The sequence below is a fragment of the Pantoea sp. WMus005 genome (assembly GCF_013415305.1).
Classification (GTDB): Bacteria; Pseudomonadota; Gammaproteobacteria; order Enterobacterales; family Enterobacteriaceae; genus Pantoea; species Pantoea rara.
Window position 1 is genome coordinate 83,250 of record NZ_JACBXU010000006.1, and the last position, 22,085, is coordinate 105,334.

At 56.9% G+C, this 22,085-nt stretch carries 20 protein-coding genes; 10 read left to right on the plus strand and 10 right to left on the minus strand.

Annotation, left to right across the window (positions count from 1 at the left end; all coding sequences use genetic code 11):
- The first annotated feature begins 18 nt into the window (after window positions 1-18).
- On the plus strand, window positions 19-609 hold the full coding sequence (locus HZZ01_RS18665; protein WP_090966549.1) for a malonic semialdehyde reductase: 591 nt from the start codon (window positions 19-21) through the stop codon (window positions 607-609).
- Window positions 610-679: 70 nt separating this feature from the next.
- On the opposite strand, the gene HZZ01_RS18670 is transcribed toward HZZ01_RS18665, so the two are convergent.
- Window positions 680-1,147, minus strand: coding sequence for a helix-turn-helix domain-containing protein (locus HZZ01_RS18670; protein WP_179898950.1), 468 nt, complete (start codon window positions 1,145-1,147; stop codon window positions 680-682).
- A gap of 113 nt (window positions 1,148-1,260) precedes the next feature.
- Window positions 1,261-1,644 carry a DUF4440 domain-containing protein gene (locus HZZ01_RS18675; RefSeq protein WP_179898951.1) on the minus strand — a complete coding sequence of 128 codons (384 nt, stop codon included), beginning with the start codon at window positions 1,642-1,644 and terminating at the stop codon, window positions 1,261-1,263.
- A gap of 218 nt (window positions 1,645-1,862) precedes the next feature.
- On the opposite strand from HZZ01_RS18675, the gene HZZ01_RS18680 reads away from it, so the two are divergent.
- Window positions 1,863-2,612 carry a 4'-phosphopantetheinyl transferase superfamily protein gene (locus HZZ01_RS18680; protein WP_179898952.1) on the plus strand — a complete coding sequence of 250 codons (750 nt, stop codon included), beginning with the start codon at window positions 1,863-1,865 and terminating at the stop codon, window positions 2,610-2,612.
- Window positions 2,613-2,648: 36 nt separating this feature from the next.
- Here the strand turns inward: HZZ01_RS18680 and HZZ01_RS18685 are convergent, their stop codons facing one another.
- Complete coding sequence (locus HZZ01_RS18685; RefSeq protein ID WP_179898953.1) at window positions 2,649-3,962, minus strand: NCS2 family permease; 1,314 nt, start codon at window positions 3,960-3,962, stop codon at window positions 2,649-2,651.
- Between the two features lie 152 nt (window positions 3,963-4,114).
- On the opposite strand from HZZ01_RS18685, the gene yieH reads away from it, so the two are divergent.
- Both yieH and HZZ01_RS18695 read left to right on the plus strand, forming a co-directional pair.
- Window positions 4,115-4,774: a 6-phosphogluconate phosphatase gene (yieH, locus tag HZZ01_RS18690; protein WP_179898954.1), complete on the plus strand. Its 660-nt coding sequence runs from the start codon at window positions 4,115-4,117 to the stop codon at window positions 4,772-4,774.
- Between the two features lie 11 nt (window positions 4,775-4,785).
- Window positions 4,786-5,718, plus strand: coding sequence for a GlxA family transcriptional regulator (locus tag HZZ01_RS18695; protein ID WP_179898955.1), 933 nt, complete (start codon window positions 4,786-4,788; stop codon window positions 5,716-5,718).
- On the opposite strand, the gene HZZ01_RS18700 is transcribed toward HZZ01_RS18695, so the two are convergent.
- A complete protein-coding gene (locus HZZ01_RS18700) occupies window positions 5,703-6,698 on the minus strand; it encodes an acyltransferase (RefSeq protein WP_179898956.1) in 996 nt (331 codons plus the stop codon). The two genes, HZZ01_RS18695 and HZZ01_RS18700, sit on opposite strands and share 16 nt — an antisense overlap.
- Window positions 6,699-6,918: 220 nt before the next feature.
- On the opposite strand from HZZ01_RS18700, the gene glyQ reads away from it, so the two are divergent.
- Together glyQ and glyS are read left to right on the plus strand one after the other, a co-directional pair.
- On the plus strand, window positions 6,919-7,830 hold the full coding sequence (gene glyQ / locus HZZ01_RS18705; RefSeq protein ID WP_003849680.1) for a glycine--tRNA ligase subunit alpha: 912 nt from the start codon (window positions 6,919-6,921) through the stop codon (window positions 7,828-7,830).
- A 9-nt stretch (window positions 7,831-7,839) separates the two neighbouring features.
- Window positions 7,840-9,909 carry a glycine--tRNA ligase subunit beta gene (gene glyS, locus HZZ01_RS18710; protein ID WP_179898957.1) on the plus strand — a complete coding sequence of 690 codons (2,070 nt, stop codon included), beginning with the start codon at window positions 7,840-7,842 and terminating at the stop codon, window positions 9,907-9,909.
- A 405-nt stretch (window positions 9,910-10,314) separates the two neighbouring features.
- Here the strand turns inward: glyS and HZZ01_RS18715 are convergent, their stop codons facing one another.
- Genes HZZ01_RS18715 through fdnG form a run of 5 tightly spaced genes read right to left on the minus strand, consistent with a single transcriptional unit; the run spans window position 10,315 to window position 16,474 of the window.
- Window positions 10,315-10,926 (minus strand): glutathione S-transferase, encoded by a 612-nt coding sequence (locus HZZ01_RS18715; protein WP_179898958.1) that lies wholly within the window; start codon window positions 10,924-10,926, stop codon window positions 10,315-10,317.
- Between the two features lie 21 nt (window positions 10,927-10,947).
- Window positions 10,948-11,871 carry a formate dehydrogenase accessory protein FdhE gene (gene fdhE, locus HZZ01_RS18720; protein WP_179898959.1) on the minus strand — a complete coding sequence of 308 codons (924 nt, stop codon included), beginning with the start codon at window positions 11,869-11,871 and terminating at the stop codon, window positions 10,948-10,950.
- Window positions 11,871-12,512 carry a formate dehydrogenase cytochrome b556 subunit gene (gene fdoI, locus HZZ01_RS18725; RefSeq protein ID WP_179898960.1) on the minus strand — a complete coding sequence of 214 codons (642 nt, stop codon included), beginning with the start codon at window positions 12,510-12,512 and terminating at the stop codon, window positions 11,871-11,873. The genes fdhE and fdoI overlap by 1 nt, the downstream gene beginning before the upstream one ends.
- A complete protein-coding gene (fdxH, locus tag HZZ01_RS18730; protein ID WP_179898961.1) occupies window positions 12,512-13,411 on the minus strand; it encodes a formate dehydrogenase subunit beta in 900 nt (299 codons plus the stop codon). The genes fdoI and fdxH overlap by 1 nt, the downstream gene beginning before the upstream one ends.
- Before the next feature lie 12 nt (window positions 13,412-13,423).
- Window positions 13,424-16,474, minus strand: coding sequence for a formate dehydrogenase-N subunit alpha (fdnG, locus tag HZZ01_RS18735; RefSeq protein ID WP_179898962.1), 3,051 nt, complete (start codon window positions 16,472-16,474; stop codon window positions 13,424-13,426).
- Between the two features lie 395 nt (window positions 16,475-16,869).
- On the opposite strand from fdnG, the gene fdhD reads away from it, so the two are divergent.
- Entirely contained in the window at window positions 16,870-17,694 is an 825-nt protein-coding gene (gene fdhD, locus HZZ01_RS18740) for a formate dehydrogenase accessory sulfurtransferase FdhD (protein ID WP_179898963.1), read from the plus strand.
- On the opposite strand, the gene HZZ01_RS18745 is transcribed toward fdhD, so the two are convergent.
- Window positions 17,691-18,464 (minus strand): DeoR/GlpR family DNA-binding transcription regulator, encoded by a 774-nt coding sequence (locus HZZ01_RS18745; protein ID WP_179898964.1) that lies wholly within the window; start codon window positions 18,462-18,464, stop codon window positions 17,691-17,693. The genes fdhD and HZZ01_RS18745 overlap by 4 nt on opposite strands.
- 206 nt (window positions 18,465-18,670) lie before the next feature.
- Here HZZ01_RS18745 and HZZ01_RS18750 point away from each other — a divergent pair, with 206 nt between their 5' ends.
- The 3 genes from HZZ01_RS18750 to HZZ01_RS18760 all read left to right on the plus strand — a co-directional run bounded on the left by HZZ01_RS18750 (window position 18,671) and on the right by HZZ01_RS18760 (window position 22,082).
- Entirely contained in the window at window positions 18,671-20,011 is a 1,341-nt protein-coding gene (locus tag HZZ01_RS18750) for an aspartate aminotransferase family protein (protein ID WP_179898965.1), read from the plus strand.
- Window positions 20,012-20,293: 282 nt separating this feature from the next.
- Window positions 20,294-20,911, plus strand: a complete 618-nt coding sequence (gene sodA, locus HZZ01_RS18755; protein WP_179898966.1) for a superoxide dismutase [Mn] — start codon at window positions 20,294-20,296, stop codon at window positions 20,909-20,911.
- Window positions 20,912-21,113: 202 nt separating this feature from the next.
- Window positions 21,114-22,082, plus strand: a complete 969-nt coding sequence (locus HZZ01_RS18760) for a VirK/YbjX family protein (RefSeq protein WP_179898967.1) — start codon at window positions 21,114-21,116, stop codon at window positions 22,080-22,082.
- The last annotated feature ends 3 nt before the right edge of the window (window positions 22,083-22,085 follow it).

Consider the following 22,085-nt stretch of genomic DNA (forward strand, 5'->3'; position numbering starts at 1 on the left):
CTGAAACAGGAGAGTTGCATGAGTACACCGCTCGATACTGCCGCACTGGACACGCTATTTAATGACGCCCGTACCCACAGTTACTGGCAGGCGAAGCCCGTCGATAACGCTCTGCTGGAACAGCTCTATGCCCTGACGGCCCTGGGCCCGACCTCGGCGAACTGCTCGCCTGCGCGTTTTGTTTTCGTCACGTCTGCGGAAGGCAAAGAGAAGCTGAAACCGGCACTCTCTTCCGGCAATCTGGACAAAACCATGAGCGCGCCGGTCACAGTAATTGTGGCCTGGGACCGCGAGTTCTATGAGCAGCTGCCCGCGCTGTTCCCGCATGCGGATGCGCGTAGCTGGTTTACGGGCAGCCCGGAAGCGGCAAAAGAGACCGCTTTCCGTAACAGCAGCCTGCAGGCGGGCTACCTGATTCTGGCGGCCCGCTCGCTGGGTCTGGATGCCGGTCCGATGTCCGGTTTTGATCCGGCCAAAGTCAATGACGCCTTTTTCCCCGACGGTCAGTATCAGGTTAACCTGCTGATTAACCTCGGCTATGGAGAGGCATCGAAACTGCATCCGCGCCTGCCGCGCCTGAGCTTTGAGCAGGCGAGCCGCTTCGCCTGATGCTGTCCGCGTCGCGATTCGGTTCGCGACGCGGATTATCTTATTAGCAGATAGCCACCATACGAACCGCTCAGCGGCGAAGCATTTTTTGTAGTCGCTTTTGCTGCCAGCGCTGTGTCAGCCCACGAAAAACAAAGGTCCGCATTGCCCGGACAATCAGCAGTGCTCCCCAGATTGCCGCGACCCAGAGCGACCAGTTAGTATCCGGCGCAGTCACATGATTAAGAATAAACAGCAGTCCGCAAACCACCACCGCAGTAATCAGTGAACGGTAAAGGCGTGCTTCTCTGGCAATTCTGCTGCGCGCATCAACAATCCGCTGATCCAGCGCCTGATCTTCCCCGTTCTGTGGACCGGTCAGATCAGCAACGTTCACTTTAAAGACGGCAGCCAGCGCACTCAGGGTTTCCAGCCCCGGCCGCTCGCCATTTTCAATCCGCTGCACGGTGCGGGTGCTCAGTCCCGCCATTTCTGCCAGTTGTTCCTGTGACCACGCCCGGGCCAGTCGATGTTCTTTGAATCTGTTGATGCTGTTCATTCACATTCTCCGTAGTAACAGACAGGAAGGAAAAGTGTGCGGCGAAACGTCCGGCAGTAACACGATCCTGACCCGACAGCAGCCTGACAGCATTGTCACAGCTCAGCTCGTTGTCAGTAATGAGAATAATCAGGCTCACGGATAAAATCCGGTTCAGTTGCAGGCGTTCCCTGATGAAACACCATTTGCCAGTTCTTACCCTCGCGTAGCCAGTGTGACGCACGCAGTGCGGCCCGACTGCCATCGGCATCACAGCTCTGGTAATGCAGTATCAGACTCATCTCGCCCGTGCTCACCACCTGAAAGTTACTACTGAGCATGTCAGGCAGCGTTTCTTCTTCTATCAGCGCCGCAATGGTCTGCGCGCGAGTGACTAATTGCCCTGAACGGGTTATCTCACAAAAGTCAGGATGGAGTATCTGCTCCAGCCACGCCAGTTGGCGGCGTCTGACACCGTGCAGGCTGCGCTCTCGTTTCACCATTTCGTCCAGCAGCATGGCTTATCCTCCTGTTGTTCTGTGCTGACAGGCAGCGACAATCATTCCGTTAAGCGGTTGAGGGTGTCATTTTGGCGGAGTGTCTGGTTTGCCATCCCTCACGACTCCGTTCATCTAATTCCGAATTTAACCTAATCTTTGCGTTGCCGGGTGCATTCCGATAAGAAAATTCCTACAATGCATCTGATGATTATCTGACCATTTTCACGGAGCGACAGATGGCTGGTCATTTTGTACGCTGGACGGGCGATCCCGGCTTCCCGGTTAATGATTTACGCATTCCCCAGGCTATCACCGACACGGCACAGCAGTTTGCTGACAAACGCCGTGGGCGATTTCTTGCCGCACGTACCCTGCTGGCGCAACTGATGCTGCGGGTTTATGGCATTAGTGAGCTGCCGGGTCTGGTTATCCAGAGCAATGGACGCCCCGCATTTGCTGACAGTGATCTGCCCGATTTCAGCATCGCCTATGCGGGCAATACGGTGGGTGTGCTGCTGGCCGAAGAGGGAGGACGTGCGGGTCTGGATATGGAGATTGTACATGCGCGCAGTCGTCAGACTCAGGAGCAGCTGATTCAGGGATTAACCTCGGGCGAGATCGCCTGGATCAATGCCCAGCAGGATGCCATGGAAGCGGTGACGCAAATCTGGACGTTGCGCCAGAGCATTCTCAAGCTGACGGGACAGGTTGATCAGGGACTGGATTCGCTGCGTCTGTTGCCGGGAGCGGGTCGGCTGCGATCGTCACTCTATCCTGATATTCAGGTGGTCTGTGATGCGGAGCCTGTGCTGGTCTGGTCGTGCGCGCTGTCATCTGCGACCCAGCGTCTGCATCTCTGGGAGATGGATAGTACCTTTCAGTGGCGCGCATTACGTGAAATGGAGATGGGTAAGCCCAACATCGGGCCTCATGCCCTGCGGCTGACCAGTCTGCCCAGCGAGCGCAGTCTGCATCCTGAAATGTAAAAAGCCGCAACCCGGAGGTTGCGGCCCTGAAAGCGCTTAGTGCGCGTCGATAAAGACAATCTTCAGCACAAACAGCAGGGCAACAATCACCACGCAGGGGCTGATTTCACGCCAGCGGCCGGTGCCCAGCTTCATGACGCAGTAAGCGATAAACCCCAGCGCAATGCCTTCGGTGATGGAAAAGCTGAAGGGCATCATGGCAGTGGTCACAAACGCCGGCACGGCTTCGGTTAAATCATCCCAGCGCACGCGCGACAGGCTGGCGGTCATCAAAACGCCAACGTAAATCAGTGCGCCCGCAGCAGCATAGGATGGCACCATCGCGGCCAGCGGTGACAGGAAGGTCACCAGCAGGAACAGCAGGCCGGTCACCACGGCCATCAGGCCGGTTCGGCCGCCAATCGCTACGCCCGAGGTACTTTCAATATAGGCGGTCACGGATGACGTCCCCGCCAGCGCGCCACTCACTGAACTGATGCTGTCGACATAAAGCGCCTGCTGCATACGCGGGAAGGTGCCGGTTTCATCGGTCAGTCCCGCTTTGTCAGTGACGCCGATCAGTGTGCCGGAGGAGTCGAACAGATTCACCAGCATAAAGGAGAAGATCACGCCCGCCATACCAATGTTAAAGGCACCTTTGATATCGACCTGACCCACGACAGACGTAATGGAGGGTGGCGCAGAAAACAGGCCGACAAATTTCACGTCGCCCAGCATCCAGCCAATCGCTGTGGTGATGACCATTGAGATAAGCACCGCCGCGTGGATATTACGTGATGCCAGAATGGCGATAATAAAGAAGCCCAGTGCGCCCAGCAGCACACTGTGTGAGGTCAGATTCCCCACCGCCACCAGGGTATCGGGATTCGGCACGATAATGCCGGCATTTTTCAGCCCCATCATGGCAATAAACAGGCCGATACCGGCGGTGATGCCGACGCGCAGGCTCAGCGGGATATTGGCAATCATCCAGTAGCGAACCCGCAGCAGCGTCAGGATCAACAGGCCGACTGCACCCCAGAAGATTGCGCCCATACCGACCTGCCACGAATAGCCCATCGCCCCGACCACCACAAAGGCGAAGAAGGCATTCAGGCCCATTGCGGGTGCCAGCGCCACCGGCAGATTAGCAAACAGTCCCATCAGAATGCTGCCGAAGGCGGCAATCAGGCAGGTGGTCACAAACACCGCCTGGGTATCCATGCCGGCGACGCCGAGGATCTGCGGATTGACGAAGACGATATAGACCATCGTCAGAAAAGTGGTGATACCCGCGATCACTTCGGTGCGCACCGTGGTGCCATGTTCCTGCAGCCTGAAGATGCGCTGCAAAACGCCTTGCTTGCTCATGCCATCCATCCAGAAGAAAAAATCATCGGCGCGTATCCTGGCGATTTTACCGGGCCAATACAATGATTTTTCGCAACCGATTGCCAGTCTCGCAATCTGCGCTGAGTGCGGTAGAGTGTGGAGCACACCCCTGAATCGAAGGATAGAGTCTGATGTCAGTTGAATGCGTCTTTTTTGATTGCGATGGCACGCTGGTGGACAGTGAGTTGCTCTGCACCCAGGCCTACGTCAACACCTTTGCCCGTTACGGCCTGGAGCTCTCGTTGCAGCAGATGTTTGAGAAGTATAAGGGCGTCAAACTCTACGATATCATTCGTGACGTGGGCGATGCCCATCAGGTGTCGCTGCCGATGGAAGAGGTGGAAACCGCCTACCGCGCAGAAGTTGCGCGACTGTTCGATCTGCAGCTGCAGCCCATTCCGGGTGCGAAAGCGCTGGTTGAGCAAATCAAAGTGCCGATGTGCGTGGTCTCAAACGGGACGGTAAAAAAGATGCAGCACTCGCTGGGCTTAACCGGCATGCTGCCGCTGTTTGAAGAGCACCTCTACAGCGGCTATGACATTCTGCACTGGAAGCCTGATCCGGAACTGATGTACCACGCGGCGGAACAGATGCAGGTGCCGATTGAGCGCTGCATTCTGGTGGATGACTCCGAAGCGGGCGCCCGCGCCGGTATCGCCGCCGGGATCCCGGTCTACTACTACTGCGCTGACCCGCACAACCCCGAACTGGATCATCCGCTGGTGACGCGCTTCGACGACATGGCGCAACTGCCTGCGCTGTGGCGCGCCCGTGGCTGGGATCTGGTGTAGCGCGGGCCAGCATGACATACACCGTCTGGTTTTTAACCCTGCCGGGCGTGATGGCGCTGGATCTCACCGGCCCGGCCGAGACGCTGAAGCTGGCGGACGATCGCTTTACGCTGCGCTACATCGGCCCGCAGCCGGAAGTGGTCTGCTCCACCGGCATGACCATTGGTAGCATCGAACCCTTACCGGAGCAGTTGCCCGCCGGGAGCCTTCTGGTGGTGCCTGGCGTTTATGATTCGCAGATCTGTTATGCCACACCGCAGGCCGCAGAAGCACGCGAATGGCTGATGCGTCAGCAGGCCGCGCTGCGCGCGCAGACCTTTATGCTGGTCTGCGTCTGTTCGGGCGCGCTGCTGGCTGCGCAGGCGGGCATGCTGGATGACGTACTCTGCACCACTCATCATGATGTGATTGCCCGCCTGAAAGCGGCCGCTCCGCGCGCACGGGTGCAGGAGAACCGGGTGTTTGTCGGGCATGAGAATATCTGGACCAGCGCGGGCATCACGGCGGGCATCGATCTGGCACTGCATCTGATCACTCAGCTCTGTGATACGCCCACGGCACTGGCTGTGGCACGGGAAATGGTGGTCTGGTTCCGCCGCGCCGGTGACGACCCACAACTTTCACCCTGGCTGCGTTACCGCAATCACATGCATCCGGCCATTCACCGCGCACAGGATCTGATGATTGCCCATCCTGAGCACGGCTGGACACTGATCGAGCTGGCCGGACGCACCCATGTCAGCAGCCGCCATCTGGCGCGGCTGTTTCGTCAGCATCTGGGGATCAGCGTGCGGGAATATCATGAGCAGCTGCGGGTTGGCGTGGCGCGCCAGCGTCAGCAGCAGGGTGAATCTGCCGAAAAAGCGGCGCTGGCGGCGGGGTTTTCATCGGCGCGCCAGCTACGACGCGCACGCCAGCGCGAAACCGATCAGCTGACAAAGTGACGGGTATCGACACGTTTCAGTGCCATTCCCAGCAGCAGGCTGCCGCCCAGCGTCAGCCCGAACACCCAGGGCAGGTCGAGCCACGGACGCGACATATCATCGTAATGATGCGTGCGCAGATAGTGAATGAACAGCGCATGAAAGCCGTAGATGGGCAGTGAATAGCGTGCAATCAGCGTAAAACCGGGAAGGGTGCGCTGGTTCAGGCTGTTTTTAAACACGATCAGCAGGCTGATCGCGGCGATAAACACCAGCGGTCCGCAGTAGAGATACCAGGTGTCATTAAACGCCCCGTTGACGATCAGCGCCTTTTTCGTCCCTAACGTAATGCCAACCACACAGGCGATAAACAGCCCGGCAGCCAGCGGTGTCAGGCCGCGTCGGCTGGTCTCCATGGTGCCAATCGCCCGTCCCAGCAGCGCATAGAGCAGGTAGTAAATACTGTCGCCGCTGACATAGAGATTAACCGGCAGAAAATGAAACGGGCCCAGCGACTGGCTGACCGTATTGGGATTGGCGAGCACCGCCAGCACCAGCACCAGCAGCGCCACGTAACGCGCCTGCACGGTTTTCACCTGAATCAGTGGCGACATCAGATAGATGCCAATCAGCGCAAAGAAGAACCACAGGTGATAGAAAACGGGCTTCTGTAGCATCCTGAGGATCGAACGGCCTTCGCTAATCGGCGTCAGCCAGGTGATATAGGCCAGCGAGACCGCGCTGTAAAACAGCAGACAGAGTACCAGCCGGAGCATATGGCGCGGCTGGGCGCTGCGTTCGCCGAAAAACAGATAGCCGGAGATCATAAAGAACAGCGGAACACAGACGCGTGATGCCGAGTTCAGCAGGTTCGCCACATCCCAGGTGGCGCCGGTCACCGCCATCGGTCCGGTGATATACCAGGTGGTGGTATGAATCACGATCACCATCAGGCAGGCAACCGCACGTAAATTATCGATCCAGTAAATCTTTTGCGGCATGGCGTCCTCTTGCGCATCGCTCCGTGCGCAAGAGGGTAGTCAAATGCGACCAGCGCAACAACTGCTGCCAGCAGGATTCGGAGCCATCTGTATGCCAGCGCCCGGAATCGCCGCTTAAACGCGCCGGCACCGCCTGGGATTTACGGCTGCACATCGCGCGGTCAAAGGGTATACTGTCGGCCTCTTTTTTTAATCTAACCGAAGCGCGTGCACACTCAACATGCAAAAGTTTGATACCAAAACCTTTCAGGGGCTGATCCTGACCTTGCAGGATTACTGGGCGCGTCAGGGCTGCACCATTGTCCAACCGCTGGACATGGAAGTGGGCGCTGGCACTTCACACCCGATGACCTGCCTGCGCGCACTCGGCCCGGAGCCGATTGCTGCCGCTTACGTGCAGCCATCACGCCGTCCTACCGATGGCCGCTACGGTGAAAACCCGAACCGTCTGCAACACTATTACCAGTTCCAGGTAATCATCAAACCGTCACCGGACAACATTCAGGAGCTCTACCTTGGCTCGCTGAAAGAGCTGGGTATGGATCCGACGGTGCATGACATTCGCTTCGTGGAAGATAACTGGGAAAACCCGACGCTGGGTGCCTGGGGACTCGGCTGGGAAGTGTGGCTCAACGGCATGGAAGTGACGCAGTTCACCTACTTCCAGCAGGTTGGCGGCCTGGAGTGTAAGCCGGTAACCGGTGAGATCACTTACGGTCTGGAGCGTCTGGCGATGTATATCCAGGGCGTCGACAGCGTTTACGATCTGGTCTGGAGCGATGGCCCGCTGGGCAAAACCACCTACGGCGACGTGTTCCATCAGAACGAAGTGGAGCAATCCACCTATAACTTCGAATACGCCGACGTCGATTTCCTCTTTACCTGCTTTGAGCAGTACGAGAAAGAGGCGCAGCATCTGCTGGCGCTGGAAAAACCGCTGCCACTGCCCGCCTACGAACGCATTCTGAAAGCGGCACACAGCTTCAACCTGCTGGATGCCCGCAAAGCAATCTCGGTAACAGAGCGTCAGCGCTATATTCTGCGCATTCGTACCCTGACCAAAGCCGTGGCTGAAGCTTACTACGCCTCTCGCGAGGCAATGGGCTTCCCGATGTGCAATAACAAAAAGTAAGAGGCAGCCATGACTGAACAAACCTTCCTGGTGGAGATCGGCACCGAAGAGCTGCCACCAAAAGCCCTGCGCAGCCTGGCAGAAGCCTTTGCCGCGCAGGTGACCGCTGAACTGGATGCGGCCAACCTGAACCACGGCGAGGTCAGCTGGTTTGCTGCGCCGCGTCGTCTGGCGCTGAAAGTCGCAAACCTGAGCGCTTCACAACCCGATCGGGAAGTGGAGAAGCGCGGTCCGGCGTTCGCTGCGGCGTTTGACGCTGACGGCAACGCCACTAAAGCTGCTGAAGGCTGGGCGCGTGGTAACGGCATTACTGTCGATCAGGCTGAACGCCTCGCCACCGATAAAGGCGAATGGCTGGTTTATCGCGCCCAGGTCAAAGGCGAAGCGGCTCAGTCACTGCTGCCAGCGATGATTGCGACCGCACTCAGCAAGCTGCCAGTGCCAAAACTGATGCGCTGGGGCGACAGCGATGTGCAGTTCGTTCGCCCGGTTCACACCGTGACGATGCTGCTGGGCGATGAGCTGATTCCTGGCACCATTCTGGGCATTAAGTCAGATCGCGTTATTCGTGGTCACCGCTTTATGGGTGAAAGCGAAATTACGCTCGACAACGCCGATCAGTACCCTGATGTGCTGGAAAAACGCGGCCAGGTCATTGCCGACTATCAGGTCCGCAAAGCGATGATTAAAGCTGATGCCGAAGCGGCCGCACGTCGCTTAGGCGGTAACGCCGATATCAGCGACAGCCTGCTGGAAGAGGTGACGTCGCTGGTGGAGTGGCCGGTGGTCCTGACCGCGACTTTTGAAGAGAAATTCCTCAAAGTGCCAGCGGAAGCGCTGGTCTACACCATGAAAGGCGATCAGAAATATTTCCCGGTGTATGACAATGACGGCAACCTGATGCCTAACTTCATTTTCGTCACCAACATCGAATCCAGCGATCCGCGCCAGATTATCTCCGGCAACGAGAAAGTGGTACGCCCACGCCTGGCCGATGCGGAGTTCTTCTTTAATACCGACCGCAAAAAGCGTCTGGAAGATCACCTGCCGCGTCTGGAAACCGTCCTGTTCCAGAAAGAGCTGGGTACGCTGCGTGATAAAACCGATCGCATTCAGGCCCTGGCGGGCTGGATTGCCGGTGAAATTGGCGCCGATGTGAATCATGCGACCCGCGCAGGTCTGCTGTCGAAGTGTGACCTGATGACCAACATGGTCTTCGAGTTCACCGACACGCAGGGCGTGATGGGCATGCACTATGCGCGTCACGACGGCGAAGCCGAAGATGTGGCGGTTGCGCTGAACGAGCAGTATCAGCCGCGCTTTGCCGGTGACGAGCTGCCGTCCAGCCCGGTCGCCTGTGCGCTGGCGATTGCTGATAAAATGGATACGCTGGCCGGGATTTTCGGCATTGGTCAGCATCCAAAAGGCGACAAAGATCCGTTCGCACTGCGTCGTGCGGCGCTGGGCGTGCTGCGTATCATTGTTGAGAAGAACCTGCCGCTCGATCTGCAAACCCTGACCGAAGAAGCGGTGCGCCTGTATGGCAGCAAGCTGAGCAACGCCCGCGTGGTGGATGATGTGATCGACTTTATGCTGGGTCGCTTCCGCGCCTGGTATCAGGAAGAGGGTCACAGCATCGATACGCTGCAGGCAGTCCTGGCGCGTCGTCCGACCCGTCCGGCTGACTTTGATGCACGTATGAAAGCGGTGTCGCATTTCCGTTCCCTGGAGGCCGCTGCAGCACTGGCGGCGGCGAACAAGCGCGTCTCTAACATTCTGGCGAAATCGACTGAAACGCTGAATGAGAGCGTGCAGGCGTCACTGCTGAAAGAGAACGAAGAGATCCAGCTGGCGACGTTTGTCACCGCGCTGAGCAGCAAGCTGCAGCCTTACTTCGCTGAAGGCCGCTATCAGGATGCGCTGGTCGAACTGGCGCAACTGCGTACTGCGGTAGACAACTTCTTCGATAAAGTGATGGTTAACGCCGACGATCAGGCGGTGCGGGTTAATCGCCTGACGCTGCTGTCAAAACTGCGTGAGCTGTTCCTGCAGGTCGCGGATATCTCGCTGCTGCAGTAATGCTATTCGCTGTGCGGAAAAGGGACGAGCAATCGTCCCTTTTTTTATGGAATTTTTTGGGCCGGGATAGCCTGAGTACACGGACGCTTTTTCGTAAAACCGGGGGGTTAAGAAACCGCCCGAAAAATAGCCAACCTTCTTGTTTTTCCCCTTTCCGGATGGATAATTCGCCGAACGTTACACCGCGTTATAATTAGTGAAATGGAATTTTCATGAAAAGGATTTGTTTATCGCTCTGGCATCCGCCAGAACGTCTTCTCGCCATGGTGGCCGTCGCGCGAGCGCGTGCTGCAACAGCAGAATGCGCCGCAGGCGAATGAACATCTTCCCCGTCCTGATAGTCGATTGCCCGGTTATCCAGCCAGACACCATTGTCCCTCTTAAGGGGGCTGGCTCAGAACTCAATCACGCCGCAGGCGGCGTCGTGCGCGCAAAACTCTCGCGCGCAAACAGCGTTTCCGCCAGCTTCACCAGCGCCGGACGTTCGACACACCAGTTAGGGACCACGCGGCGGAAATTGAGGTAGCCAATCATGCAGCCGGCGGCGATATCCGCCAGATTGAGCTGGCCGTTGTTAAGCCATTTTCCCTCAGCGGCCACGGCTTCCAGCATATCGAGGCTGCGCTGAATCTTTTCACGATTGCGCAGCAACACTTCTTCCGACTGTTGGTCACCCGGTCGCATCTGCTCGCGCACGATCACCAGCGCGGCATCGCTAACGCCATCCGCCAGCTTCTCCAGCTGACGGATATTAAGCGACTCAAGCGGATCGGCAGGCAACAGAGCGGGCTCCTCGCCGCGCAGTTCCAGAAACCCGGCGATGATGCTGGAGTCGAACCAGATTTGCTTATCGTCAGCAACCAGCGCCGGAACTTTGCCCAGCGGATTGTAGTGCGGCACGTGGCTGTCATCGCTGTAAGGCGATGCGTTAACGAATTCAAATGTAATGCCTTTTTCCAGCATGATAATCGAAATCTTACGCACAAACGGGCTGGTATAGCTGCCAATCAGTTTCATCGGGTTCTCCGGATTCAGTGACTATTCGCCAGGAAACATAAAAGGATTGAGACTGCTGCGCGCGAAGCCTTCCTGCTCCATTCTGGCATCCAGTATCAGCGACGCCAGGTCATCGGCCACCGGTTCAATAGCCGGATCTTTCTCCTGATAGAGCATCTTCAGGTAGGTGCCGCAGTCGCCACAGCTCTCCGCCTTGACCGCCGCCTTTTCGCTGTCGAGCGACCAGTAGTGCAGATCACGGGACTGTTCGCACTGGGTACATTTGCTGCGCACCACATGCCATTCACTTTCGCACAGATTGCAGTGCAGATAGCGCGCGCCTTCATGGCTGCCCATATGCACCACGCTGGCGACCGGCATGCTGGCGCAGACCGGACAGAACTGACGCTGATCGCCCATCTCGGCGCGTGCTTTGCCCGGGATCAGGGCCGCCATCTGCGCCCAGTAGAGCGAAAGTGCTGCCCAGATAAAGGGCGCTTTGTCGCTGCTGACCAGCGCATACTCGCCGGTAAAAAGCGCGCTGGCCAGCGTCTCCAGCTCGGTGGCGGATGCCTTCTCCAGATTCTCCAGCACCGCCAGCGCCTGTCCGCTCATCTCCGGCTTCAGCTCGGCAATCAGCGAGTGCAGCAGCCGTTGCCAGTGCGGATCACGCGGCAGGGTATGAATATTCAGTGGCGGCTTGCCCTCGCTGGCGCTCTGCGTCAGTCGGGCATGCAGGTCGATGTGCAGGGGATGGTCATACAGCACAATCTCCTGCGCTTCAGCGATCACCGCCGCAAAGCGCAGATAATCGCCGAGTGGATTTTTCGCCGCCAGGTCGCGCAGTCGCGCGGCACGACGACTGTATAAATTTTTCAGCCGTGGAAAAAGTAACGGCGGAATCATCTCCGCCGTAGTCTTTTCGCCTTTCTCCAGCTGGTCCTGCGGGATTATGCGAATACTCATCAGGGGCGTTTTTCCTGTTTTATTGGCGGATTACGCTGCTCACGATACCAGCGAGGATGATGCTGTCTGGCCCATTCAGAGCTGACCCAGCCTTCTACCATCGCGGTCAGTGTGCCTTTGACCCACAATGCAGCATAAATATGCACCATAATGACGATGATCAGCGCCACCGCTGACACCGAATGCACAATCAGCGCCAGACGAATCAGCGGAATGGCAAAGGCATCAGCAAAGTAAGGTCGCCAGATGACAATGCCACTGGCAAGCAGCAATACTAAGCTGATGATAGCAGCCCAGAACACACACTTCTGACCAAAGTTATATTTACCGGTATCTCCCACCTCTTCATTCATCGCAATCCGGTGAATATTTCTGGCCCAGTAAAGGTCATCGCGAGTGATCAGGTTATGTTTCCAGTAACGCAAAAACATCAGCATAAAAGCGGCAAACATCACCACACCGACAAACGGATGCAGAATACGCGCCAGCTGTGGCGTGCCAAATATCTGCATCAGCCAGTTGAATGACGGAAAGAAAAACCCTAATCCGCTTAATGCGGCCATGACAAAGCAAATCGCGACGATCCAGTGATTGATGCGTTCAGGTGCGCGGTAACGCACCAGGTGATCGGGCTTTTTCATTATTGGTGCTCCTCAGGCTGATCGTCGTTCTCGTCGTGCGCTTCAGTGACGCGATTCGGGCCAACGCCAACATAGTGGAAGATCGAGGCGGCGAACGTCGCGGCAAAACCCACCGCTGCCAGCGGTTTCCAGATCCCCTTCCAGAAGGTCACGGTCGGACTGATGCACGGATTAGCAGGCAGGCCGTGATAGAGCTGAGGCTTGTCAGCATGATGCAGCACATACATCACATGGGTGCCGCCCACGCCTTCCGGGTTGTAGAGGCCAGCCTGCGCAAACCCACGTGACTTCAGCTCTGCCACGCGTTCCTCCGCCAGCGTCAGCATGTCGCTTTTGCTGCCGAAATGAATGGCACCGGTCGGACAGGTCTTCACACAGGCGGGTTCCTGGCCGACGCTGACGCGATCCACACACAAGGTGCATTTATAGGCGCGATTATCCTCTTTGTTGAGCCGTGGCACGTTGAACGGGCAACCCGCAATGCAGTAGCCGCAGCCGATGCACTGCTCAGACTGGAAATCGACGATGCCGTTGGCGTACTGAATGATAGCGCCAGCCGACGGGCAGGCTTTCAGGCAGCCAGGATCGGCGCAGTGCATACAGCCATCTTTGCGAATCAGCCAGGCCAGCTTGCCGTTCTCTTCAACTTCCGAAAAGCGCATCACCGTCCAGGATTTGGCGGTCAGATCGACAGGATTGTCATAGACCCCGATGTTGTGGCCGACTTCATCGCGGATGTCGTTCCACTCGGAGCAGGCGACCTGGCAGCCTTTGCAGCCGATACAGGTGGTGACGTCGATAAGTTTCGCCACTTCGCGCTGATGATCGCGCGCCTGCGGCGGTGGGGTAAAGCCGTTGGTCGCTGAGCGACGGATAATATCTTGTGATTGATAAGCCATTGTCATCTACCGTTACGCTTTTTCCACTTTCACTAAAAATCCCTTGTACTCCGGGGTCTGCGAGTTGGCATCGCCAACTGAAGGCGTCAGCGTATTGGCGAGGAAGCCTTTACGCGTGGTGCCCTCAAAGCCCCAGTGACAGGGAATGCCCACGGTATCGACCGGCTTGCCATCTATCATCAGACGTGGCAGACGACGTGTTACCACCGCTTTGGCTTTGATATAGCCACGGCGCGACGAGACTTTGACGCTGTCTCCGGCCTGAATGCCTTTCTCCTCTGCCAGTTCTGTGCCGATTTCAACAAACTGCTCCGGCTGCGCAATCGCGTTCAGCAGGGCATGCTTGGTCCAGTGGCGGAACAGTTCGGTGATGGAATAGGTGGTGGCGACGCAGGGATAATCAGCGGCCTCGCCCATTTGCGCAGCGTCGCTGCTGAACAGGCGAACGACCGGGCTATGGCGCTGATGCGGATGCAGAGGGTTGTCAGCGAGCGGGCTTTCCATCGGTTCGTAATGTTCCGGGAAGGGGCCATCTGCCATCTTATCGAGCGCAAACAGGTGGCCGAGGCCATCAGGCTGCATGATAAACGGACCGGCCTGCTGCTGCGGCGACAGCGTTACCGGATAATCCGGTACGTCGATGCCGTGCCAGCGTGTGCCATCCCACTCAATCAGCCGGCGATTCGGATCCCATGCTTTACCCTGCGCATCAGCGGAGGCGCGATTGTAGAGAATGCGGCGGTTAGCGGGCCAGGCCCAGGCCCAGCCGGAGACCGCGCCCAACCCCGATGGGTCGGCGTTGTCACGTCGTGCCATCTGGTTGCCTTCCGGCGTCCAGCTGCCGCTGTAGATCCAGCAGGCACTGGCGGTGGTGCCGTCGTTACGCAGCTCTGAGAAGCCGTTGAGCTGCTGGCCTTTTTTCAGCAGCAGCTTGCCGCTGGCGTCGTAAATGTCGGTCAGCGCCTGGCCGTTGTTCTCCTGCGCGACCTCTTCCGGCTCAGGATTAGACGGATCGCGATAGTCCCAGCGCATCGCCATCAGCGGCTCAGGCGTTGCACCGCCTTCGTCGCGATAAAGCGCGCGCAGACGCATGAACAGATTGCCAAGGATTTTACCGTCGTGCAGGGCTTCCGCAGGGGGTTCGGCGGCAGCCCAGTGCCACTGTAGCCAGCGTGACGAGTTCGCCACCGAGCCTGACTCTTCCGCGAAGCAGGAAGAGGGCAGGCGAAACACTTCGGTCTGAATTTTAGCTGGATCGACGTCGTTGAACTCGTCGTGATGCTGCCAGAAGCTGGCGGTTTCCGTGCGCAGCGGATCGATCACCACCATAAATTTGAGGCGCGACAGTGCCCGGACCGCTTTGTTTTTGTCCGGGAAGGCGGCCAGCAGGTTGAAACCCTGAATCAGACAGCCGTTCAGCGCCCCCTGCTCCATCATCTCCGCCTGCGCCATGCAGTCGTAGCTTTTGTCCCACTTCGGCAGCCAGTCGTAGCCCCACTGATTTTCTGCCGTGGCGTTATCGCCGTAGAAACTCTTCATCAGACTGACGAAAAATTTGTCGGTGTTCTGCCAGTAGTTGACCTGACCTGGCAGCGGTGAAACCGGCGTGGCCTGCTGCAGATACGTTGCCAGTGTAGTCATCTTCTCGGAGGGCAGAGGAAGATAGCCTGGCAGGCTCTGCGCCAGCAGACCGAGATCGGTATAACCCTGTACGTTAGAGTGGCCACGCAGTGCATTGATGCCGCCGCCTGGCATACCGATATTGCCCAGCAGCAGCTGGATCATTGCTGCCGTGCGGATAATCTGGGAGCCGTTAGTGTGGTGGGTCCAGCCCAGCGCATAGAGGATGGTTGCGGTGCGATTCGGCACACAGGTGGAAGCGAGCTGCTCGCACACCGCAATAAAGGACTCCTGCGACGTGCCGCACAGGCGCGTCACCATTTCCGGGGTGTAACGGCTGGCGTGGGTTTTCAGCAGATTCAGCACGCAGCGGGGATGAGTGAAGCTCTCATCGCGTCGCGCATGGCCGTTTTCATCCAGCTCATAGTGCCAGCTCTGGCGATCGTACTGACGGGTTTCAGCATTGTAGCCGCTGAACAACCCGTCGCTGAAGCTAAAGCCTTCGCTGACGATCAGTGCAGCATTGGTGAAGGCGCGAACATATTCCTGCTGAATCTGATTGTGTTGCAGCAGATAGTTGATCACCCCCATCAGGAACACCACATCACTGCCCGCACGCAGTGGCGCGTAGAGATCGGCGACGGCCGCAGAGCGATTAAAGCGCGGATCGACCACGATGACCTGCGCATTGTTATGGGTTTTAGCTTCAATCACCCATTTAAAGCCAACCGGATGCGCCTCGGCGGGGTTGCCGCCCATGATCATCACCACGTTAGCGTTTTTGATGTCATTCCAGTTGTTGGTCATCGCACCGCGCCCAAAGCTGGGGGCCAGCGCAGCCACGGTCGGGCCATGACACAGGCGAGCCTGGTTTTCCAGCGCCAGAATACCCAGCGCGCGGGCAAATTTCTGATCGAGCAGGCCAGTCTCATTACTGGCGGCAGAGGAGCAGAGCATGGCGGTGGTGGGCCAGCGGTTAACCGTGACGCCAGCGGCGTTGGTGGCCTGGAAATGGGCATCGCGATCCTCCTTCATCAGGCGGGCAATGCGCTCAAAGGCCTCATCCCAGCTGATGCGCTGCCACTTATCAGAACCTGGCGCGCGGTATTCCGGGTACTTCAGTCGCTGTTCGCTGTGAATAAAGTCGAGCACGCCTGCGCCTTTAGGGCAGAGCGAGCCGCGACTGACCGGATGGTCAGGATCGCCTTCAATATGGTAAATCGAGGCGCAGCTATTTTTTGCGCTATCACCCAGGCTGTAAATCAGCATGCCGCAGCCGACTGAACAGTAGGTGCAGTTATTACGGGTTTCTCTGGCGCGAATGAGTTTGAATTCTCGGACGCTGGCTAAGGCTGTGGTGGGGGCAAAACCAAGTAACGTCGCACTGGTGCCCGCCAACCCGCCAGCACAGATTTTGAAAAAACGCCGTCTGTTCATTTGCATTTTATCGTTCTTCTTTATTGGCTCCATTGCGAAGCCTTGCAAAATAGCAGCACTCTTTGCCTGTAAGTTGACCAGGGTCAACAGGTTAGTCATTAGTAATTCTTTTTCTCAATTTTGTTAAAAACCCTCGCTAACGGATCGGCGCTGCAAGCAGATTTTCAGACGGCCCAGATGATTACTGTTGTTTTATGCTTACCGATGTTAACGCGTAAAAGATAACTATTCGCATTGTCTTCGCCAGCAGGCGTGGCTACGCCTTTTGGGGAAGAGAACCGCATGAATTGCTCCGCTGTTTATTTGCGCTGAATGGGTCTAAAAGGCAGAATCAGGGCTCGTCAGTGCTGTGCCGCATCGGGCACTGAATGACATAATTTGTTAACAACGGGTCGTAAATTTTGAAAGCTTTCCAGCCTGCTTCAGGCGAAGATTTAACAACTCAGGCTGGCGTCAGCAAGACGCAGGTGTGGCAGCGTGCTGATCTGACTGATGCACAGGATGACTGGCTGGCGGACGAAGTTCCGGTGGCGCTGGTCTACAACGGTATCTCTCACGTGGTGATGATGACCACACCCAAAGATCTGGAGGCGTTTGCGCTGGGTTTTTCGCTGTCAGAGGGCATCATCGACGCGCCTGGCGACATTTTCGGCATGGACATCGTGCCGGGCTGTCACGGTATTGAGGTTCAGATTGAGCTATCCAGCCGCCGCTTTATGGCGCTGAAAGCGCAGCGTCGCGCGCTGGCGGGCCGGACTGGCTGCGGTGTGTGTGGCGTTGAACAGCTGGACCAGATCGGTAAGCCACTCTCTCCGCTGCCGTTTACCCAGACCTTCGCGCTGGACCAGCTGGATCGGGCCCTGGGTCAGCTGAAAGATTATCAGCCTGTGGGACAAAAAACCGGCTGCACCCATGCGGCCGCATGGATCCAGCCCGATGGTCAGCTGGCTGGTGGCTGTGAAGATGTGGGTCGCCATGTGGCGCTGGATAAGCTGCTGGGGTATCGCAGCCAGTCAGAGTGGGGACCGGGCGCGGTGCTGGTCTCCAGCCGCGCCAGCTATGAAATGGTGCAGAAGTCCGCCATGTGCGGCGTCGAGATCCTGTTCGCGGTCTCAGCCGCGACCCGCCTGGCGGTTGAGGTTGCTGAGCGTTGCAATCTGACGCTGGTCGGGTTCAGTAAACCTGGCCGCGCCACGGTCTACAGCCATCCTCAGCGACTGCGTTAAACCACCATCACCTCTGGCAGCGTCTGCTGTAATGCCTCAAGAGCGTCACCCTCGCCGCCGCTGTCGGTAATCAGCAGGGAGATTGCCTGCGGCGGCGCGTAAACCGTGCGGCTGACCACGCCAAGTTTGGTGTAATCGGCCAGCAGATAGCAGGCAGCGGATTGCTGCACCATCGCCCTGGCGATAGCCGCTTCATGCGGGTGAAAACTGCTGGCACCGTTACCCGCTTCAATGCCCACCGGCGACAGCAGCGCAACATCAGCACGATAGCGGATGATCTCGCCCACGGTAATTTCGCCGCGCGTCTGTTGCGCACCCGCCGACATCATCCCGCCCAGCAAAATAATCTGATTATTCAGCGGCTGATCTTCTTCTCCGGCGCTCAGCGCCAGCGCGGCCTGCAGGCTGTTGGTCACTATGGTCAGGCCAGAAAGAGCATGTAGCTCCTCCGCCAGCAGTGTGGTGGTGCTGCCCGCATCCAGAAACAGCGTCTGTCCGGGCTGCAGCAACTGCGCAGCGGCGCGGGCGATGGTGCGCTTTTCGCGGGTCTGGGTGCTGCGGCGTTCCGTTAGCGGCGGTTCAGCCGCCGTTTCAATCGCCACCAGTCCGCCATGAACGCGGCGCGCCAGACCCCGTGCTTCAAGCTCAATGATGTCGCGGCGCGCGGTTTCGCGAGACACCCCCAGCTCCCTGATAATGCGCTCAGTACTCACCTGATTAAGTCGGGTCAGTAAGGCACGGATGCGATGAAGGCGCGTTTCCTGCAGCATAGAGTTTTCCTTTTAAAGCGCGAAGAGCCTGGATGATACGCCACTGAAGCGAAAGATTCCGTCTGAATCAGAGGCAAGCTTAACGCGGTCATTGGTCTGCGTCATGTGTATTTTATTGTGTTTGTGTATTTGGTTGCATTTTAGATTCAGGCAGGCATGATACAAGGGTCAGCTCTTCCTCCTTCATCCTTGTAACGGGAGTCATTATGGCCACGCGTTCCACTATTATGGATACCAACAGTTTCCGCGCCGAACATGCCGATGCGCTCGACAGCGACACGCGCAAACTGACCGATAAACGCAGTAAAGTGCTTGGCGAATCCTATCGCCTGTTCTACCGCAAACCGGTTCATCTGGTGCGGGGTGAAGGGCAATATCTGTGGGACGCGGCGGGCGATAAATATCTCGACGTCTACAACAACGTAGCGAGCATCGGTCATTGCCATCCGGCCGTGATTGAAGCGGTGACGCAGCAAATGAAAATGCTGAACACCCACACCCGTTATCTGCATGAAAATATTCTGGATTACAGCGAAGCGCTGCTGGCGACCACGCCTGAGGCGATCGATCGCGCGATGTACATGTGCACCGGCTCGGAAGCCAATGACCTGGCGATCCGCGTGGCGCGTGCTTTCAGCGGCGGAACCGGCATTATTGTCAGTAAAGAGGCCTATCACGGCACCAGTGAACTGACCTCTGGCGCGTCTCCGGCGCTGGGCAGTGGACAGCCGCTGGCTCCGACTACGCGGCTGGTGATGCCGCCGGATGCTTATCGTGTGGATGCGCCTGACCTGGGCGACTGGTTCGCTGACCAGATTCAGCAGCAGATTGATGACATGGCGGCGCACGGCATTAAATTTGCCGGTTTCCTGGCGGACTCGATCTTCTCATCAGATGGGGTGCTGCCTAATCCGCGCGGCTTCCTGAAACAAGCAGTCGAGGTGGTGCATGCCAACGGCGGCATCTTTATTGCTGATGAAGTTCAGCCTGGCTTTGGCCGTACCGGCGACGCGTTCTGGGGCTTTGGCCGTCACGATGTGGTGCCTGATGTCATCACCACCGGCAAGCCAATGGGCAACGGCATTCCGGTTTCCGGACTGCTGGCAAAAAGTGACGTGCTGGCTGCCTTCAGTGACTCAATTCCTTACTTCAATACCTTTGGTGGCAATCCGGTCGCGATGGCGGCGGCCCAGGCAGTGCTGAAAGTGATCACTGAAGAGGGATTACAGGAGCACAGTCGCGTGGTCGGCGCGAAGTTACTGGCTGAGCTACGAACTCTGATGGACCGCTATGAGTGCGTAGGCGATGTGCGCGGGGCCGGGCTATTTATCGGCTTTGAACTGGTCACCGATCGTCACAGCAAAACGCCGGACAAAACGCTGGCGCTGAACCTGATCGAGAAGCTGCGTGAACATCGTGTGCTGACTTCAGTTGCCGGTCCGTATGGGAATGTGCTGAAACTGCGTCCGCCATTGGCTTTCCAGGAGAGCGACATCGACTGGCTGGTTGGTGCACTCGACAATGCTCTGCGCGAGCTGGGTCAGTAACGCCCAGGGCAGGGCAGACGCGGCGTCCGGGCGGGAGGCGTGCTGGCTGGCAGCCTGACCTCTGCGCGCCGCGTTCCCGGTCAGATGAGGCAGAAAAGGCCGATTCAGCAACTGCACACTGAAAAAACAACGGGTTGCTAATGCCGGGTTTCGCAAATCCTTAGGGTTAATAGGGCATTGATTACCCTTTTACGCTACATGAATTTAACTATAATGATTCGACTGCTTACGCGGCACGTCCCGAATTCGTCGTGCTGCTCAAACTAAATGGAGAGGAAGAACATGAGTTATTCACTGCCATCCCTGCCTTACGCATACGACGCACTGGAACCGCATTTCGACAAGCAGACGATGGAGATCCATCACACCAAACACCACCAGACCTATGTGAACAACGCGAACGCGGCGCTGGAAGGTACTGAATTTGCTAATCTGCCGGTAGAAGAGCTGATCACCAAACTGGATCAGCTGCCAGCAGACAAAAAAGGCCCACTGCGTAACAACGCAGGCGGTCACGCTAACCACAGCCTGTTCTGGAAAGGCCTGAAAATCGGCACCACGCTGCAGGGCGACCTGAAAGCGGCTATCGAGAAAGATTTCGGTAGCGTTGAAAAATTCCAGGAAGAGTTCGAGAAAGCCGCTGCGACCCGTTTCGGTTCTGGCTGGGCATGGCTGGTTAAGAAAGGCGACAAACTGGCTGTGGTTTCTACCGCAAACCAGGATAACCCGCTGATGGGTGAAGCGGTTGCTGGCGTTTCTGGCTTCCCGATCATCGGTCTGGATGTGTGGGAACACGCTTATTACCTGAAGTATCAGAACAAGCGTCCTGACTACATCAAAGCGTTCTGGAACGTCGTTAACTGGGACGAAGCGGCAGCCCGCTTCGCTTCTGCTAAATAAGTTAACCAAACGTAAACGCAATGAAGATAAACCGGTGAAATTTATTTCGCCGGTTTTTTTTATCTCTATTTTGTGCCTTACCAAAATGTACCAGAAATCGTCAATTATCAGTTTATATGTTATTCCACATTAACCTGCCGTTGATATTGGCTATGTTATGTTCGCTGACATTCCTTGCTTAACTCACAGTGTGTCGCTGACTATGTCAATTATAACTACTCAGGAAAATACGACTGAATCCTCTGCATCGCTATTTTTTCAGTTAATTAGTGGGAAAACCGTTCCGGATAAACTCTGGCGGAGTAAACGTTTTCGCCTGAAATTTGTATTAAGAACGTTAATATCGCCGCTGACGACGCTGCGTTACCTGAATGCGCTGTCGCACTTACCGCAACTCCCCTTGTTGATGAGCACGCAGGGATTGCTGCCAGCCAAGCTGCACCGGCCCTATCTGCGTTCAGGGCTGAGCATTGCTGCCCGTGCGCAGGCGATAATTGATCATTACAGCCTGATGAATAATCTGGACAATCCCCTGCTGCGTCAGTTGCTGCAAAGCGCCACGGATAATGTGCTGGCTACACTGACCGGTAAAAATGGTGAGACCTTTATCCTCTCCTGTAGCTCAGGTTATTTCGACAGGGAAGGGGAAGTGACGCTGGTATTGCGTTATAATGACGAAATTATTGCTTCGCTCTCATTTTCTATTCTCAACGAGAATAACCAGCGCACGCTGTTAATTGGCGGATTACAGGGACCGCGTAAACATATCAATAATGAAATGATCCGCGAGGCGACTAAAGCGGCTCACGGTCTCTTTCCGAAACGCCTATTAATGGAAGCAGTATTTATTGTTGCTAAGCAGTGCGGCGTGGAAAGTATTCAGGCGGTGGGCGATGAGACGCATGTATTTCGCAGCCTGCGTTATCGTCACAGCAAAGGGGATAAGTTCTTTGCCAGCTACAGTGAGTTCTGGCTGTCGCTGAGTGGTGAAGCGCGCAAAGATGGGATGTTTACACTGCCGCTGAGCCTGCCGCGTAAAACGCTGGAGGAGATCGCCAGTAAGAAGCGGGCAGAGTATCGCCGCCGTTATGAACTGCTGGATGCGCTGGCGGAGCAGGTGTATGCCGCCGCCGGCGAACGCAAAGCCGATGTCGATCAGGCTGCTGCCTGATCG